The organism is Portibacter lacus, from assembly GCF_021533215.1.
GTDB classification, from domain to species: Bacteria; Bacteroidota; Bacteroidia; order Chitinophagales; family Saprospiraceae; genus Portibacter; species Portibacter lacus.
This window is the reverse complement of sequence record NZ_JAJNKA010000002.1, coordinates 385078-403087: the sequence shown is the minus strand read 5'-3', so window position 1 is coordinate 403087 and position 18010 is coordinate 385078. Positions and strand designations below refer to the sequence as shown.

Genomic DNA, 18010 nt, shown 5'->3' with positions numbered 1-18010 from the left:
AAATATATCTGCAGGGAGTAAAATTTGTTTCTTAATCATTAATTTGGCGTCATGAAGAGAATACTAGTATTAATTTTTTTGGTTTTCAGTTTTTCATTTGTTTTTGCACAAGAATCTCGAATTAGCACAGAGATGGAATTGTTCACAAAAGAATTGAAAATTGAGGATTCTCAAAGGGCGAAACTTTCTAAGATCATTATTAGGAAATACAGTGACTTAGAAGCTATTTCAGAATTAGAGAAAACGGATGAATCAGCTTTTAGAGCAAAACGTAGAGCTGTTTATTCAGGTGCTGAAAATTCAATTAAGATGTTGTTAAGCAAAGAGCAACAAGCACATTGGAAAACATACAAGGCGAAAGCGCGTACAGAAAACGCAAAAAGAATTAAATCATTAAGAGCAGAGAATGCAAGTAAGGATGATTTATTAGATGCACAATATGGGATAAATCAGTGAACATATCTTATGCAATTTCCCTTGAATAAGTAATATATTTTAATTTATAAAAACAAGAATGGATCCATTAAAGAAGAAGTTTTTCGAAAAGTCACAAGTTTTAATGAAAGAGCTTAAAGCTCTAAGGAAAGAAAAAGGAGATGTAAAAGTAGGTGAAGTAAACCTGAAGCAAGTGCTTACAGGAATGAGAGGTGTGAAAAGTATGGTGTGGGAAACTTCACAATTGGATCCGATAGAAGGAATTCGTTTTAGAGGATACTCCATTCCACAACTAAAAGAATTACTACCTACAAGAAAAGGTGATAGCCAGCCACTTCCAGAAGGACTGTTTTGGTTAATGCTTGTGGATGAAATTCCATCTCAGAAAGATGTTGAGTGGTTGAGTGATGAATGGGAGAAACGAGCTTATATACCAGCACACACAAGTAAAGTATTAGAGGCGTTACCTGAGGATACACATCCGATGACACAATTTAATATTGCAATCATGTCTTTGCAGACGGAGTCTATTTTTGCTAAAAGATATGCAGAAGGAATGTCTAAGAATGATTACTGGGACGCTAGTTATGAGGATTCGATGAATCTTATAGCGAAATTGCCTAGAATCGCTGCTTATATATATAGAAGAAGTTTTCATGGCGGAAAGCATATAGAACCTGATACTTCTCTAGACTGGGCTGGAAACTACGCTCACATGTTAGGAATAGAAGGAGCAGACTTCAAAAGTCTTATGAGACTTTACCTTACGATTCACGCAGATCATGAAGGTGGAAACGCATCAGCGCATACTGTTCACTTAATTAATTCAACATTGAGTGATGTTTATAACTCATTTGCTGGAGGTATGAATTCTTTAGCTGGGCCACTACATGGATTAGCGAATCAAGAAGTTCTTAAATTCATATTAGAACTGATAGAAGAATTAGGAACTTCTAAACCAACGAAAGAGCAACTTGCTGCTTATGTTCAGAAAACATTAGATAGTGGAAAAGTAATTCCGGGATATGGACACGCAGTATTAAGACAACCAGATCCAAGATTTATCGCACAGAAAAAATTTGCAGAAGAATTTATTGAAAATTCAGACCATGTGCAGATTGTATGGGACTTATTTGATGTTGTTCCAGATATCTTAGATTCATTAGGGAAAGTAGCTAATCCTTGGCCGAATGTAGATGCACATTCTGGTGCAATTTTAGTTCATTATGGTTTATCTGAATATCAATATTACACGGTACTTTTTGGTGTGTCACGTGCATTAGGAGTATTAGCAGCCACAACATGGTCCAGAGCACTTGGTTTCTCTTTAGAAAGACCAAAGTCAGTAACTTCTGAGTGGATTAAAGAATTTGTAAAAAACGATTAATTAAAGCAATGAATATACCTGATAATTTAAAATACTCGAAAGAACACGAGTGGGTAAAAGTCGATGGAAACATCGCAACGATTGGAATTACTGATTTTGCACAAGGAGAACTAGGAGACCTAGTTTATGTAGAAGTTGAAACAGTAGGAGAATCTATAGAGAAAGATGAAATTTTTGGTACGGTAGAAGCAGTGAAAACAACATCTGATTTATTTATGCCAATTGGTGGAAAAGTAATCGAGTTTAATTCAGAAATAGATGAGAATGAAGGAGATAATCCTTCTGTAATCAATGAAGATCCATATGAAAATGGATGGATAATCAAGATCGAAATCGCTGATGAATCTGAATTAGATGAATTAATGGACGCAGAAGGATATAAAAATTTAGTTGGGTAATACACCAAAATTATCTTCACCTGCATCTAGTAATAAAATGTTCTTTAAAATTTTGGGAAAAAATATATTTATAGTTGTTTCTTGGACAATTATAATTGCAATTTTGTCTTTAATGCCGAGCTCTAATGTTCCAGGAATTTCGATTGATTTAGGGATTCCTTTAGATAAGGTTGCACACATTTTACTATATACCATATATACTTTTTTAATAGGCAGTTATTTGTCTGACAAACAAGTAAAAAGCTATCAGTATTATGTGTTCATATTAGGTGTTCCCATTTTTTATGGAATATTAATGGAAGTTATGCAATATTATCTTTCACCGTCAAGATCCTTTGACATGTTAGATATTATTGCTAATATTATCGGATCATTAGTCGGAGTACTATTATTAAAAGTTAAACATTAAAATTTTAGCATATGGATATCGCATTAACAGGATCGAACGTTTTGCTTGCGATACTTGCTTTCGTCGTTTTGACTATTATTATTGTTCAGGTACTTAGAGCAGCTCTCAGATCAAAAGCTGATGGGCGCTTAACTGAAAAATATAGTGGCAAAACTTGGGACTCTCCACTAAAAGCGAATAATAAGTATCCTGATGTAAATGTTTTTAATTACACAGGACCTGCATTTAAGTACGGCGCTCTTGCTGCTGTTTTAATTGCTTTACTCGCATTTAGCTGGACTTCTTACGAAGAACAAGTATTTATACCAGATAACGCTCTGGAATTCGATGAGGAAATAGAACAGATTCCTCCTAGAACGGCAGAACCGCCACCACCACCACCACCGCCGCCGCCGCCCGTAATTGAGGAGGTACCGGAAGAGGAAATTTTAGAAGAAGATGAACCTGTATTCGAAGATACAGACATCACTGAAGAAACTATTATTGATGAGCCAGAAGTGGTCGTAGATGATACACCACCGCCGCCACCACCACCACCGCCACCACCACCAGAACCGGAAGTGGAGGAGATCTTTAAAGTGGTAGAGCAAATGCCTCGTTTCCCTGGATGTGAAAATATTTCAGGTACTGATAAAGAAAAAGAAGAGTGTGCGAAAGGCAAAATGCTAGAGTACATCTACAAAAATCTTAAGTATCCTGCAATCGCAAGGGAGAACGGTATAGAAGGTATGGCAGTAATTCAGTTTGTTGTAGAACAAGATGGATCTGTTGCTGACGCTAGAATCGTTAGAAACCTAGAAGGAGGATGTGGTGAATCAGCATTATCTGTTGTAGAAGGTATGAATAATCTACCGCAGAAATGGACGCCAGGTAAGCAGAGAGGTAGAAACGTAAAGGTATTATATACTTTACCAGTAAGATTTAAATTACAAGACTAAGTTACCAGTCTTAAAGATATAAAGGGTTGCTTCGGATTTCGAAGCAACCCTTTTTTTATACCAAGAATTTTCTATTCAATTTAGAAATGCTTTTCTTTATCGTTATATATAAATAACTACAGAACTTATAAAAAATAGACTACCATGAAATATTGTTACTTATCTCTTTTTTTATTCTTTTCTATGTCAATGTTTGCACAGAGTGGAGCAACAGAAAGCGAAGCTTTGGTTGCGAAGAAAGACTGGAGCAATGATCAGGTATATAAAGTTGTAGAGCAAATGCCAAGATTTCCTGGTTGTGAAGAATTAGAAGGATCTGAACAAGACAGAAAAAGATGTGCTTCAGATAAATTATTTGAATACATAAGTGAAAATCTTGTTTATCCTGAAGATGCTCTTAAGCAGGGAATTGAAGGAATGGCAGTAGTCTCTTTTGTAATTAGAAGTGATAGCTCTGTTACAGATGTTAAAATTGTAAGAGATCTTGCTGGCGGATGCGGAGATTCAGCAGCTTCGATGGTAGAAGGAATGAATGATCTTACGGAAAAATGGATTCCAGGAAGCAAAGACGGTGAAAATGTTTCCTGTATTTATACACTTCCTGTAACTTTTCGACTGAAGAAGAAATAGCCTATTGCTTTTTATAAAGAGAGACTTACACGTACGGATTGCGTTGTTTTTACGCAACGTTAAAAAATTGACAAAGAAATAATTCCTTATATCTTTCTCAATATAACTTTTTACCTTTCATTTTCGTTGTAAGTACATAAGTCTGAAACACAAAGTATGAAGTACCTATTTATTTTTATTTTCATTTGCATTTCTAATATTGTTTTCAGCCAAGATACCCGTTTAGCTAATCAATATTACAATACTGGAGAATACGAAAAAGCTGCTGAAATGTATAAGCAACTTTTCGAGAAATCTAAGTCTAATAGTTACTATTTTAATCGATATATCAATTGTCTACTTTCCTTAGAAGATTATGAAGAAAGTGAAAAAGCGATCAAGAAGCAACTGAAGAAAAGATCTAACGACTTACATCTCTATGTTACCCTCGGAAATCTTTATGAGAGATTGCAGCAAGAAGATAAAGCTAAAGAACAATACGAAAATGCAATAAGCAGATTAAATGGATCAAGGGCAGTTGTGACTCAGCTCGGGAATGCTTTCATAGGCCTTGCTAAATATGATTATGCTATTCAAGTTTATGAAAGAGGCAGTCAACTCATTAAGAAAGGCGAATCATTCGCTTATAATCTTGGAGATCTATATCGCAGAAATGGGAATAAGGATAAAATGATCAAGTACTACCTGCTTAGTATTGCAGAGCGGCCAGAACGAATGACCACTGTCCAGACTATTTTTCAGCGGAATCTAGATTCAGAAGATTTAGAAATATTACTGAAGAATTTATATGCCAATGTTCAGGAATACCCAGATGTAATCGAATATACAGAACTACTACAATGGTCCTTTATCCAGAAGAAGGATTATAAGCGGGCACTTAGACAAGCTAAGGCACTAGACAAAAGACTTTCTGAAACAGGAATAAGAGTGTATAATTTAGGTCAAGTTGCCTCGAATGCTGGTGATTATCCTACTGCCATCGAAGCCTTTGAGTATTTACTAGAAGAAAAAGATCAAACATCTCCTTTTTATTTCGAAGCAAAGAGAGAGAAATTAGCGAATAAGCGGAAGTTGATTACTAGTAATTTTGATTATACGCAGCAAGATATTATTGAGCTAGAGCAGGAATATACGGAATTTATCGACAGACTAGGGCTGAATACTCAGTCGGCATTTTTGGTCATAGAATTAGCAAAATTAAAAGCAGAATATCTGGACAACCTTCCGGGTGCTATATCCTTGTTAGACTCATTGATTTCATTTCAAGGAATGAACAAGTATATCTTAGCAAGTGCGAAACTTAACCTTGGTGATTATTACTTGATGACCGAAGACATTTGGGAAGCATCACTCTTATATTCGCAAGTAGATAAGGATTTCAGGGAAGATTTCTGGGGCGAAAAAGCGAGGTTTAAAAATGCATTGTTAAGCTATTATAATGGTGATTTCGAATGGTCACAAGCACAGTTCGATATCCTGAAAGCCTCGACATCTAAGTTGATTTCTAATGATGCAATAGATCGAAGTGTCTTCATACTTGATAATATGGGAACAGATTCTATCGTGGAACCTTTAGAAATGTATGCTCAAACGGAATTGCTTATTTTTCAAAACAAATATGATGAAGCGATAGAAAAGCTAGATTCTATCAAAACTATGTATGTTGCGCATCCATTACGAGATGACATTCTGTATTTAGAAGCTAATATATTTAAGTCAAGAAAAAATTATGATGCTGCTGTAAAAGCATACAATGAGGTGATCACTTTACATCCAGAGGAAATAAGAGCAGATAATTCCATCTATGAATTAGCTGAGCTTTATGAGTTTCAATTAAATGATACGGGAAAGGCAATGGAATTGTATGAAAAATTGTTCATCGAATTTTCGAATAGTACCTATGCTGTTGAGGCGCGAAAGCGTTACAGAAAACTTAGAGGGGACCAAGTCCAGTAGATGATAATGAAGTAAAGCAAATAAAAATTGGTGGTCATTAAAAAGTTAACCGTCATAATCCTACCTTTACCGTTCATATGAAATTCGAGACCAAGGCAATAAGACTGCAAACAGCTAAATCACAGCATCGAGAGCACAGTACTCCGATATTCCCAACATCTAGTTTTACTTATGAGTCGGCTGAGCAGATGCGTGATGTATTCGCTGGTGACGAAGAAGGTAATATCTACAGTCGATTTACGAATCCTAGTGTTAGAGAATTCGAAATGAAAATGGCAGCCTTAGAGGAAACTGAGGATGCAGTTGCCACAGCAAGTGGAATGTCTGCCATCTTCGCAAGTTTCGTTTCTTTCTTAAAATGTGGCGATCACTTATTAGTATCTCGAGCGGTTTTCGGCTCTACTTATAAAATGATGGAGAATTACCTCCAAGGATTTGGAATAGAATATACTTTTCTTAATCCGTCTCAAGGCGTAGAAGAATGGACAGAAGCGGTTCAAGAGAACACCAAGATGCTTTTTCTTGAAACTCCATCTAATCCAGGACTTCATATTTACGATTTGGAGAACATTTCTAAATGGTGCAAAAAGCACAATCTTCTACTTAATGTAGATAATTGTTTCGCAACGCCCTATTTGCAGAAACCTGCGAGCTATGGAGCGGATATCATCTGTCATTCTGCTACTAAGTTTATCGATGGTCAGGGAAGAGTATTAGGAGGACTAGTTGCGGGCAAAAAAGAGATCGTGGAAAAGGTCTTTAATTATGTAAGAAGTGCGGGACCATCTTTGTCCCCATTTAATGCGTGGGTATTAAGTAAAAGTCTTGAAACACTAGCCGTTCGAATGGATCGGCATTGTGAAAATGCAAGCAAACTAGCTAGTATTCTGCAAGGTCATGAAGAAATAGAGAAAGTTAATTACCCCTTTTTAGAATCACATCCACAATATGCAATTGCGAAAAAGCAAATGAGTCAAGGTGGTGCTATCGTTACTTTTGATCTTAAAAAAGGATTAGATGGTGGTCGCAAATTTCTGAACGCACTACAAATGCTTTCCTTAACTGCTAATCTGGGAGATACACGAAGTATTGCTTCTCATCCATCATCTACGACACATCGAAAATTGACAGAGGAAGAAAGAATGGAACTCGGAATTTCACCAGGTTTAATTCGAATTTCTGTGGGTCTAGAGCATATAGACGATATTTCATCAGATATTCTCCAAGCATTGACCAATATATAGGGAAAGTACTCCGTTTTATGAAAATGAGATTATTTGTTTTGCTTTTATTATTAACGGCATGTACCTCAGTGCCTAAAATTCCACAAGGCGTTTTTGAGCCTATTAGTGATAAAGGAGCTCCTGATTATAGTGATTTAAAGTATTGGGCAGCTTCTCCTTTAAAGAAGGATAATGCAGATCGAACACCTGGAGATATTTATAAAGATCACCAAGATGAAGCAGATGTAGATGTGTTTTTCTTGCATCCAACTTCTTATACCCGAGAAAAAGGAAATACGGAGTGGAATGCGGAATTGGATGATGAAGAGCTTAATGAAAAGACCGATAATGGTACCATTCTGTTTCAAGCCAGTGTTTTCAATGGCGCTGCTAAAGTTTATGCACCTAGATATCGACAAGCCCACATTTACGTTTTCTACAATGAGGACGAGCAAAAGAAAGCAGATGCGAAGAAAGCGATGAAACTAGCTTATCAAGACATTCGAAATGCATTCAAGTATTATTTGAAAAACTTGAATAATGGTAGACCGATTATCATTGCTTCTCATAGCCAAGGTACGATTCATGCCATCCAATTAATGAATGAATTTTTCGAAGGCAAACCGCTAAAAGAACAATTAGTAGCAGCTTATCTGATCGGAATGCCAGTGAGGAAAAGTAGTTTTCCAACAATCCCTGCTTGTGAAAGTGCTGATGAAACAGGATGCTTTGTAACCTGGAGATCATATCAAAGAGGTTATCTTCCAGCATGGCACGAATCTGGCAGTGATATAGTGGTTACCAATCCATTAAGCTGGTCAACTGATACGACATTAGTACCAGCAGAAGAAAACAAAGGAACGGTGCTTTTTAAGTTTAATAAAGGAGTAAAACCAGGCATAGCTGACGCTCAAGTGTACGAGGATCATCTATGGGTTACCAAACCTAAATTCAGAGGCAGTGTATTTTTGACCTTTAAGAATTACCATATAGCAGACTACAACCTATTTTATGCAGACATTCGGGAGAATGTTCAAGATAGAGTGAAAGCATATTTAGATAAGGAAAATTAGTAAATGGAGTTATATAAATCGAGGTCTAAGTGGCGAATTCTTCTAGCAATTTTCGGAATGATCATCGTTGTCATCACCTCATTTTATTCTTATTATTTAGCACAGCAACTCGGTGAGAAAGAGCTGAAAAGTGTGAAGCTATTTGCTTTAGCGTTAAGCGAGGCATATGAAAATGATGATTTAAACGCAGATTTCACTATCGTAGATGAAATAATAAAGAATAATACCGTTCCGATAGTATTAGAAGATGAAGATGGTGCATTAGAAGGATATAATTTCCCAGAGGAAAAGCTTCTAGACCAAGAGTTTTTGATTAAACAAATAGAAAAGTCTAAGAATAGAGGTTTCGATCCAATTCAAGGTTCAGGATATTCTAGAATTATATACCTGAATTACTCTAGACTTTATACCCTTATTCGGCTTTATCCAATCGTTCAGTTTTTACTTGTCGCCATATTCATTTTGCTGGGATACCTTGTTTTTTCAGCTTCGCGAAGAGAAGAACAGAACCGAGTTTGGGCAGGAATGGCAAAAGAAACGGCACACCAGTTAGGAACTCCTATTTCTGCAATCATTGGCTGGTTAGAGCACTTGAAAATTGATGAGAATATAACAACGGATCAACTCGAAATATTAGATGAGCTGGCGAATGATGTGGATCGACTTAACTTAGTTGCAGATCGTTTCTCTAAAATTGGCTCGGAACCAAAGCTTAAGACATATGGAATTTATGATATTCTCAATGAAACCAAAGAGTACATGGAGAAACGAGCATCTAGGAATGTGAGTTTTAGATTTCCAGAATCACAACCTGAAGAACTTTACGTGAATGTGAATAAGCATCTCTTTGTATGGGTACTTGAAAACTTGATGCGTAATGCCCTTGATGCAATGGAAGGTAAAGGGGAAATTTCAGCGGAAGTGCATTCGGATTCGAATAACGTTACTATCTTGCTAAGCGATACAGGAAAAGGTATTCCTGAATCCAAGCAAAAAACCGTTTTCAGACCAGGATATTCTACGAAAACAAGAGGGTGGGGACTAGGATTATCTCTTGCAAAACGAATCATTGAGCAGTATCACAAAGGGAAAATCTTTGTAAAAAATTCTAAATTGAATGAAGGCACAACATTCCAGATTAACTTGCCAAAAGCTTCTTTGTAGTATCTTCTGCGTTTTATTATCTGTTGCGTTATTCAGCCAGAAAGCTGTTGTTGTATACGATGATAAGGGAGCTACTTTAGTGGGTGTGGAATGTTACAATGGCGATTTTTCTTTCGCGACCACCACTGATCTAGAAGGGAATATTTCCATTCCCCTAGAATTTCAAAACGATGAATTTACTTTTAAATATTTAGGCTTCGAGACTATAAGTGTAGATCTTTCATTGATTGAAAAGAGTCTTATTGAGTTGACTCTTCAGCCTAAAAATGAAATTCTAGAAGAAGTAGTTCTGATAGGTAGAAATGATATCAGATCTGAAGACTTTTTGCAGAAAATAGATGCCGTTCAGAGCAAAGAAATTGCTTCTTCTAATCCACAGACTTCGGTAGATGCCTTGGCAAGATATGCTGATGTGTACATTCAGAAAAGTCAGATGGGAGGTGGAAGTCCAGTTATTCGAGGTTTTGAAGCTAATAAGGTTCTACTCGTTGTCGATGGAGTAAGAATGAACAATGCGATATACCGAAACGGCCACTTACAGAATGCCATCACCATTGATAATGCGATTCTAGATCAGATGGAAGTCATTTATGGTCCTTCGTCTCTAATGTATGGTAGTGATGCCTTAGGTGGTGTGGTTCATTTTCGTACGAAAGAACCGATGTTGAATTTGCGAAAAGATCAGAGCGCCAATGTATTTGGTAATTATTATGCGAGATATGGAAGTGCAAGTAACGAGAAATCAGTCCATGCTGATGTTAACATTGGACTTAGAAAGTGGGGAAGCTTAACGAGTATTTCTTATTCTGATTTTGGAGACTTAAGAATGGGGGCTAACCGAACGGGTGAATATCCAGATTTTGCTAAGAGACCAAGCTATCAGTCTCGATCCAACAATGAAGATGTGATTGTTCAGAATGAGAATGAAAATGTTCAGGTAGGAACGGGATATAAGCAGTTCGATTTTTTACAGAAAATCAGATATCAGATTAACGATCAGATGAACCTTACCGCTAATCTGCAATATTCGGCGTCATCTGATATACCGAGATATGATCAATTAGTTTTGTTAGATGGAGACCAGTTTGAATTCGCGGAATGGTATTATGGTCCTCAGAAAAGAGGGCTGGCAAGCTTAAAGTATAAGTGGACTGAAGAAAGGGCTTGGATGGATGAATTCATCGTTATTGCTTCACGTCAAAATATAGAAGAATCAAGAATCACACGAGGATTTAATTCTGATTTGAGAACAACCGGTATAGAATCCGTAGGTGTAAATGCATTAACCATAGATATCAGCAAGAAAATTAGAAAGAAGAGAACGCATATGTTTTACTATGGAGCTGATGCAAATTATAACCTTGTTAACTCGATAGCTTATGAAGAGAATATCAACACGGGTGACAGGAATGACAATGTTTTCACGAGATATCCAAGTGGAGGCTCGAGTATGAATATCTTAGGAGCTTATGCTCAATATGTGAATGAGTCTGAAGATTCAACTTTTGTATTCCATGGCGGAGTAAGATTCTCCTCTTATACTACAAAAGTGAAATATCTAGAATCGGATCCGATTCAGTGGCCCTCGTTTTTCTATGACGGCGTAACTTCGACTAATAGTTCAGTAAGTTGGTCTGCGGGAATGAATTGGAAACCCACTCAAGACTGGACGATTAGATTTCTTGCAGCGACTGCCTTTAGAGCGCCTAATGTGGATGATATTGGAAAGCTAAGAGTGAATAATGGAAATGCATTGGTGCCGAACAATTCACTAGGAGCGGAAAGGTCGATTAACTCAGAAATTAATATCAATAGGAATTTAGGTCGAGGAAGTTTAGTCTCTGGAAGCTTTTTCTATACGCGATTATCAGATGCTATCGTTCGCCAAGATTTTATGTTACCTGATGGCAGTACTACTTTTTCGGATGGAGATAAAACTTATAATGTAGAAGGCAACGTGAATGCGGAAAATGCGGAACTTTACGGTGTTTCACTTAATCTAAAATACAGATTAATGAGAGGCTTGGACCTGACGAGTTCGATTAGTTATGTGAAAGGTGAAATCTTAGGAGGTATCAACGAACCACTAGCGCATATCCCTCCTGTTTATGGAAAGACTCAGCTTAAGTATTCGTGGACGGCCTGGAATTTTACATTATTGAGCCAGTATAATGGTATGAAACCTGTTGAATTATATGGTGGAAGTTCTGATAATCCAGAATATGCCACTCCGGAAGGCGCTTTGCCTTGGACGATCTTCAATTTGTATACAGATTATTCGATCGGTAGTTATACATTTCAGCTAGGAATAGAAAATATTTTGGACAAGCAATACACGCCATTTGCTTCAGGTGTAAGTGGTTCTGGGTTCAATGTTATCGCTGCCGTACGAGGAAAGTTTTAAAGGTTCTTAGTTCAATTATATTTTAGTATGACGTATAAACATGAATATATGCGGATTATTAGAGTATAGCTAGAATTTCTTACCACCTTCCCATAAACCCAATTGAAATACCACTGGAAATGTCTTCATTATAATAGGGCTGAATGATAGCGCGAATATTGACAATTTTTGGCATAAGGATATCACTTGAACCAAGGAAATAAACTCCTGAACTAACTTTTAATGATTTGGATTTTGGGGAGTACTGTGCTTTTGCTTGTGAAAAGATGCAACTGAATGTGAAAATTAGTATTAAGCAGGTTCTCATTTTTTACTTTTTATCCAATTATTTAACAAGAAATGAATTAACTTATTGTACCTGAGAATGCTGAATAATATTCATGATTAAAATTGTAAGGCATTTGATTTATCTTACGTTATTATTTCAAATAAGCTCTACATATGAGAACACTGATTTTTGTCCTATTTATTTGCCTTCACAATTTTATTTCTGCACAAGAAACATTTACTTCTGTATCGATAGAAGATGTAGTATTAGATTCTACGGTCAATGTTAGAGCACTAGAAATTTCTGATAGTAAAATTATAATTGCGACATCAGATGCTCGAGTAATGATTAAGGAAAAAGATCAAGGCAAGTTTGAGTTGTTTTCTTCTGATACGTTGTTTAAGCCAAATTTTAGATCACTCGCGATCACCAAGGAAGGGGTATTTTCATTAGGTATTGCTTCTCCAGCACTATTGTATAAAAATGGGAACGTAGTTTATAGAGAGGACAATGAAAAGGCATTTTATGATGCGATGACATTCTGGAATGAGAAAGAAGGGATTGCTATGGGAGATCCTACTGAAGATTGTATAAGTATCATTATTACAAGAGATGGGGGAGAAACCTGGAAGAAAGTGGAGTGTAAAAACCTACCTGAAGCAGTAGGCGGTGAAGCGGCTTTTGCGGCAAGCGATACGAATATTAAAACGATAGGGAATCATACTTGGATTGCAACTGGTGGGATGGCTAGTAGGATTCTTTATTCTGCTAATAAAGGAAAGTCATGGCAAGTTTATGATACACCGATCATCCAAGGAACACCAACTACAGGAATGTATTCGGTAGATTTTTATGATGAGCAAGTTGGAATTGCTATCGGAGGAGACTACACTAAGCCTGAAGCTGCTATAGCAAATAAGATAAAAACTAAAGATGGTGGTAAGACATGGTCGGTTCTAGCTGATGGTCTATCTCCCGGATATCGAAGTTGTGTTCAATTTGTTCCGGGTTCTGCAGGAAAAGGAGTCGTGGCAATTGGCTTCAAAGGGATTGATTATTCTTCAGATGGAGGGGAAACATGGATGCACTTAAGTGATGAAGGATTTTATACCCTTCGATTTATGGATGGGAATACTGCGTATGCTGGTGGAAATGGCAGAGTCAGCAAATTGGTCTTTAAGTAAAAAAAGCTTAAGCTCAACGCGACACTTTTAGGTCAGCAATAATGGGAAAGAGAAAAGTGTAGTTTTTTTGGAAAATCGAGTTTGTTAATTGTTGTACATATATTATTTTTAGAAATCAAGTCACTTATTAAATCCAGATCTCATGGAAAAAAGAACAAAAGATAATCCTTGGAAACTGAAGACACCACCTCAATCTTCAGAATATGAAATGTATATCGATGAGAAAGATGGACGCGAAATAATAGTCTGTACAGTGGGTAAAACAATCTTACATTATGATGCTAGAATTATTGAAGATATGCATCAAATGCTAAAAGAGCATGGCGATTGGGTTTTGCTAGGGAGTAAAGATGAAAAAGCCGAAGCAAAAGAAGGAACTGTTGAGTTTTGGGGACGGTCACCAGAAAACCCAATAGGCGGCTGGTATGGATTAAAGAAAAATTTCAGAGGTAGAGTTGGGATGTATCTTCCACCATTATTAGAGGAACTTGGACTTGCAGAAGTGGAGCACAATAAGCGTAACAATCGGATGCGAGCTAAGTAAATTGAATTTAAAGCGTCACTTTTAGGAGGGGAATTTGAGATGATGAAAAGTTTCGGGCTGAAGCTTTAGGCTCTATTAGACGTTTAAAAGTCAATGATTCCTAACTTTGTTCCTTGTTCTATTCTCAACCGATTTCTCAATCCCGAATGGCTCTTCTAAAAATATCAGGTTTATAAGTCTTGGCTTGCGAACCACTTTTAAAAATTGGCAAACGCTATAATGTTGACTTGATCTCGACTACTGGCACCGAAAAGCTGGTTCATATACCCTAATTCAAAGCGCATTACATCATTTAATCGATATCCCAGTCCACCGTACACCCGATTTCGATCGAAAGGAGATTCACTAACATTTAAGAAAATCTCATTATACAGGGAAACATAAAAATCATCGTTTAATGGAATACCAAGAGATAGAAAGTATCGGAATCTCATCTTGAAATCTTCTTCTACAATTCTTTGTTCAAATCGATACCGATGCTGAACGGACATGAACTTGAACTTTTGCTTCGTTACAAACTGTTCGTAGATCCGGTGCTCATTGACGATCACCTTCTCTTCTTGCCCGTCCATGTAGTTTTCACTTCTTATAAATCCATATCCAGCAAGTAAATTATTGTTGTTTTCGGAAAGATTATATCCGATACCCGTTCTCAGCAAAAGTTGTTCGAGGTCACCTATAGCATTGTAGTTTCGATATTGTACTTCGTGATGCCAGTTCCACTTAGAATCGATTTTCTTACTTCCGATATAAATCATCCAGTTCCCAATTTCACTCTCTTGACTATGAGCATTTGTAGATAAAACCGTTATAAGTATTGCTAAAAGAAATAACCTCATTTTTATATTTTGATCAAACAATTAGATAAATAAATGTGCTAAAATATATTTTGTTGCACTTTTTAAAAGCTTTATTTAAGTTTTTTTTGTGAAGTGTAATTGTTGCTTTAATTCTGAACATCAATGTGAGCTTAGTTTTGTGGTAATTCAGTGCGAGAAAAACCACATTCTCGGACGAAAGTCGAAGCTTCATCGAAGGCTAAGGACACGCAATCACAACTGGTTTGACTACCGAGTTAAAATATTATAGGACCTCATACATCAGTGCGAGACTTACCTTAGAGCATTCCGCACACCACCTGTTCGAAAACGGACAATATATTTATTTATAATATATTTAATTCTCTATAAATCAATAGAATATTTCTTGGCACATGCATTGGCATTATAGTATACAGGACGTAGAATTATTAAAACATTGACCTAAAAAACGAAAACCTTACTATGGATAGAGAAATTGCAAGCAAAGAAAGAGGACGTTCCCAAATTTGGAACATCTTAAAGTATGTGATCATTATTGCCATTCTTGGGGCAGCATTTTATTTTGGTCGAAATGCACTTCGAAGAACAGGCACAATGAATGATTTTTTCATTTCTGTGGTAGAAAAAGGAGATATCCAGAACACATTGACCGCTACCGGAATTGTGAAACCATCTTACGAAAGAGAAATCAACGCTCCAGTAAATACCGAGATTAAAAATGTAATCCTGCCTAAAGGAACTGTGGTGAAAAGCGGTCAGCTCATCATGAACCTCGATCAAGAATTTACCAAACTAGAATACGAACGGCTGAAAGATGAACTCGAACTAAAGGAAAATAATATTGGTAAGCTCAATCTACAATATGACAAAGACCTAAAAGATCTAGATTATACGGATCAGATAAAAGCACTAACCTTAAGCCAACTCCGAGCTCAAGTAAAAGATCAAGAACGATTAGTAGAAATCGGCGGTGCAACAGACGAAGAATTAGAACAAGCGAAGTTGAAACTAGAAGTGGCAGAAATAGAAAAATTGATGCTAGAAAACAACCTAGATTATACTCGAAATGCGAATGTTAAGGAGAAAAGAAACCTTGAACTTGAATTTACCATCCAGCAAAAAAGGTTGCAAGAACTTAAGAGAAAACTTAATGAAACTGAAGTTCGAGCTCCTCTTGATGGAGTGATTACGTGGATACTAGAAGATGTAGGAAGAACAGTAAGTCAAGGAGAACCGCTAGTGAGAATTGCGGATCTGAATAGTTATGTCATCGAAGCAAGCACATCAGATCGAAATACAGAGAAAATTAATGTGGGGATGCCGGTAAATGTGAGAATCAACAGAAGCACGTTAACTGGAACGATAAGCAGTGTCCTTCCAGCGGTAGAAAATAACACGGTTAAGTTTATCGTGGAATTAGATGACAACAGCGATGAAATTCTTCGACCGAATATGCGCGCGGAAGTATTCCTTATCACCGATCAAAAATCCAATACGCTTAGAGTTAAGAATGGTGCAGCATTTAACGGGGCAACGAGTCTTGATGTATTCGTAATCGATGGTGACCGCGCTGTGAAAACAAGAATTACGAAGGGTCTTTCCAATTCTGACTATGTAGAAATCACGAGCCCTAATATAAGGGAAGGCCAACGTGTAATCATATCAGAAACGGAAGATTATGATCATTTGAATGAGTTCAAGATAAACAAGAAATGATGAGGAAGATGATTAAATACACTTTTGTAGTATTGTTTTTTCTGAGCATGTTTCTTAATTTTCATGCCGAAGCTCAGTCCAACATTGACCTAGAAGAAGTACTACGTATAGCTAGAAAAAGTACTTTCGCTTCTACGAATGCCGATCAACAAAAGCAGATCGCCAAGCAGGATTATGCCATTTTTAAATCCTCACTTAAACCTGCATTATTTCTAGATGGGAAAATACCAGGATTCTTTAGCTCATCGTCAGCGATTACTCAGCCGAATGGAACGATAGAATTTCAGCGGGTTTCTCAGAATAATGCAAGCCTTTCTCTTTTTGCACAGCAGAGCATTCCACTTACAGGAGCGACGCTTTTCGTGCAATCAAATATTCAGCGATTTGATGATTTTACTTTTAACAACCGATTATACAACGGCGTCCCTCTTAGAATTGGGATCAGCCAGCCGATTTTCGGTTTTAATCAAATGAAGTGGAATAAGCAACTTGCTCCAGTAACATTGAAAGAAGCTAATGTGCAATATACCTTCGATATTGAAAACACGCAGTTTCAAGCTAACTTCCTATATTTTCAAGTCTTAATTGCCGAAGAGGATCGGAAGATTTCTAAGCTCAACACAGAAGTGAATGAGCGGCTAATTAAAATAGCTGAAGAACGACTCGAGCTAGGAAAGATCTCCAAAGACGAAAAACTTCAACTCGAAATTGAGCTAGAAAATGCGAAGGTTAATTTAAGAAGCGCAGATTACCAACTCCAAGCAGCAGAACGCAATCTGTGGACTTTCCTGAGTGAGAAAGCTGGTCCTGGACTTAGCTATTCAATTCCTGATCCGATGTCGGAAATATTAATTGACGAAGACAAGGCTGTAGAGATGGCAATGAAAAACAGACCAGAAATCATTTCTTACCAACGCCAATTGTTAGAAGCAGAAAGAAATATCGCTCAAGTCAAAGCGGCGACAGGACCACAAGCCAATTTATTCGCAAGTTTTGGACTCGCTCGAGGTGCTGAATCCGTTTCAGAAATATATCGTGGTCCATTCACTGAGCAGCAACTAAGTTTAACATTTTCAGTGCCCATCGTGGATTGGGGGAAAAGAAAATCAAGTAGAATGCAGGCGCAAATTGTACATGAAAATACATTGGCCTCCATAAAGCAAGAAACAGCTGAAATGGAGAATAGTGTTCGCCTAAAAGTAAGAGAATTCAGTATGCTTCAGCGAGCTGTGAAAGACCAAGAAGCCATCAGAACCCTTGCCGAAAAACGCTTTAATATTGCTAATGAAAGATATGTCCTAGGTGCAATCAGCATCACAGACTGGACACTAGCACAAAGAGAAAAAGATCAAACCAGACGTAACTATATTCAGACGCTCAGTAATTATTGGAACAGCTATTATGCGTTGCGATTAATGACTGGCTTCGACTTTGCTAACAATCAAAAAATAACTTACTAA

Annotated in this window: 17 protein-coding genes; 15 read left to right on the top strand and 2 right to left on the bottom strand. The window is 37.0% G+C overall.

What is annotated here, in order from left to right:
• The first annotated feature begins 51 nt into the window (after window positions 1–51).
• The 3 genes from L2586_RS04155 to gcvH are packed head-to-tail and all read left to right on the top strand — an operon-like array spanning window position 52 to window position 2220.
• Window positions 52–456, top strand: coding sequence for a hypothetical protein (locus L2586_RS04155; RefSeq protein ID WP_235291528.1), 405 nt, complete (start codon window positions 52–54; stop codon window positions 454–456).
• Window positions 457–514: 58 nt separating this feature from the next.
• Entirely contained in the window at window positions 515–1822 is a 1308-nt protein-coding gene (locus L2586_RS04150) for a citrate (Si)-synthase (RefSeq protein WP_235291527.1), read from the top strand.
• 8 nt (window positions 1823–1830) lie between these two features.
• The gene (gcvH, locus tag L2586_RS04145) at window positions 1831–2220 is read left to right on the top strand and encodes a glycine cleavage system protein GcvH (protein ID WP_235291526.1); all 390 of its coding nucleotides are present in this window, start codon (window positions 1831–1833) and stop codon (window positions 2218–2220) included.
• Here the strand turns inward: gcvH and L2586_RS04140 are convergent.
• Entirely contained in the window at window positions 2209–2415 is a 207-nt protein-coding gene (locus L2586_RS04140) for a hypothetical protein (RefSeq protein ID WP_235291525.1), read from the bottom strand. The genes gcvH and L2586_RS04140 overlap by 12 nt on opposite strands.
• On the opposite strand from L2586_RS04140, the gene L2586_RS24770 reads away from it, so the two are divergent.
• From L2586_RS24770 to L2586_RS04095, 10 genes are all read left to right on the top strand, one after another.
• A complete protein-coding gene (locus tag L2586_RS24770; protein WP_394804396.1) occupies window positions 2333–2629 on the top strand; it encodes a VanZ family protein in 297 nt (98 codons plus the stop codon). The genes L2586_RS04140 and L2586_RS24770 overlap by 83 nt on opposite strands.
• Window positions 2630–2640: 11 nt before the next feature.
• Complete coding sequence (locus L2586_RS04135; protein WP_235291524.1) at window positions 2641–3567, top strand: energy transducer TonB; 927 nt, start codon at window positions 2641–2643, stop codon at window positions 3565–3567.
• A gap of 144 nt (window positions 3568–3711) precedes the next feature.
• Window positions 3712–4197 carry an energy transducer TonB gene (locus L2586_RS04130; protein ID WP_235291523.1) on the top strand — a complete coding sequence of 162 codons (486 nt, stop codon included), beginning with the start codon at window positions 3712–3714 and terminating at the stop codon, window positions 4195–4197.
• 156 nt (window positions 4198–4353) lie between these two features.
• A complete protein-coding gene (locus L2586_RS04125) occupies window positions 4354–6153 on the top strand; it encodes a tetratricopeptide repeat protein (protein ID WP_235291522.1) in 1800 nt (599 codons plus the stop codon).
• Window positions 6154–6230: 77 nt separating this feature from the next.
• On the top strand, window positions 6231–7397 hold the full coding sequence (locus tag L2586_RS04120; protein WP_235291521.1) for an O-succinylhomoserine sulfhydrylase: 1167 nt from the start codon (window positions 6231–6233) through the stop codon (window positions 7395–7397).
• 17 nt (window positions 7398–7414) lie between these two features.
• A complete protein-coding gene (locus L2586_RS04115; protein WP_235291520.1) occupies window positions 7415–8449 on the top strand; it encodes a DUF3089 domain-containing protein in 1035 nt (344 codons plus the stop codon).
• A gap of 3 nt (window positions 8450–8452) precedes the next feature.
• Window positions 8453–9613, top strand: coding sequence for a sensor histidine kinase (locus L2586_RS04110; RefSeq protein WP_235291519.1), 1161 nt, complete (start codon window positions 8453–8455; stop codon window positions 9611–9613).
• Window positions 9567–12017: a TonB-dependent receptor gene (locus tag L2586_RS04105; RefSeq protein WP_235291518.1), complete on the top strand. Its 2451-nt coding sequence runs from the start codon at window positions 9567–9569 to the stop codon at window positions 12015–12017. The genes L2586_RS04110 and L2586_RS04105 overlap by 47 nt, the downstream gene beginning before the upstream one ends.
• Before the next feature lie 441 nt (window positions 12018–12458).
• Window positions 12459–13469, top strand: a complete 1011-nt coding sequence (locus tag L2586_RS04100) for a WD40/YVTN/BNR-like repeat-containing protein (protein WP_235291517.1) — start codon at window positions 12459–12461, stop codon at window positions 13467–13469.
• A gap of 142 nt (window positions 13470–13611) precedes the next feature.
• Window positions 13612–14013 carry a DUF6855 family protein gene (locus tag L2586_RS04095; RefSeq protein ID WP_235291516.1) on the top strand — a complete coding sequence of 134 codons (402 nt, stop codon included), beginning with the start codon at window positions 13612–13614 and terminating at the stop codon, window positions 14011–14013.
• Window positions 14014–14210: 197 nt separating this feature from the next.
• Here L2586_RS04095 and L2586_RS04090 read toward each other — a convergent pair whose 3' ends face one another.
• The gene (locus L2586_RS04090; RefSeq protein ID WP_235291515.1) at window positions 14211–14852 is read right to left on the bottom strand and encodes a DUF2490 domain-containing protein; all 642 of its coding nucleotides are present in this window, start codon (window positions 14850–14852) and stop codon (window positions 14211–14213) included.
• 444 nt (window positions 14853–15296) lie between these two features.
• On the opposite strand from L2586_RS04090, the gene L2586_RS04085 reads away from it, so the two are divergent.
• Both L2586_RS04085 and L2586_RS04080 read left to right on the top strand, forming a co-directional pair.
• Complete coding sequence (locus L2586_RS04085; protein ID WP_235291514.1) at window positions 15297–16550, top strand: efflux RND transporter periplasmic adaptor subunit; 1254 nt, start codon at window positions 15297–15299, stop codon at window positions 16548–16550.
• Complete coding sequence (locus L2586_RS04080; RefSeq protein WP_235291513.1) at window positions 16550–18010, top strand: TolC family protein; 1461 nt, start codon at window positions 16550–16552, stop codon at window positions 18008–18010. Before L2586_RS04085 ends, L2586_RS04080 begins: the two co-directional genes overlap by 1 nt.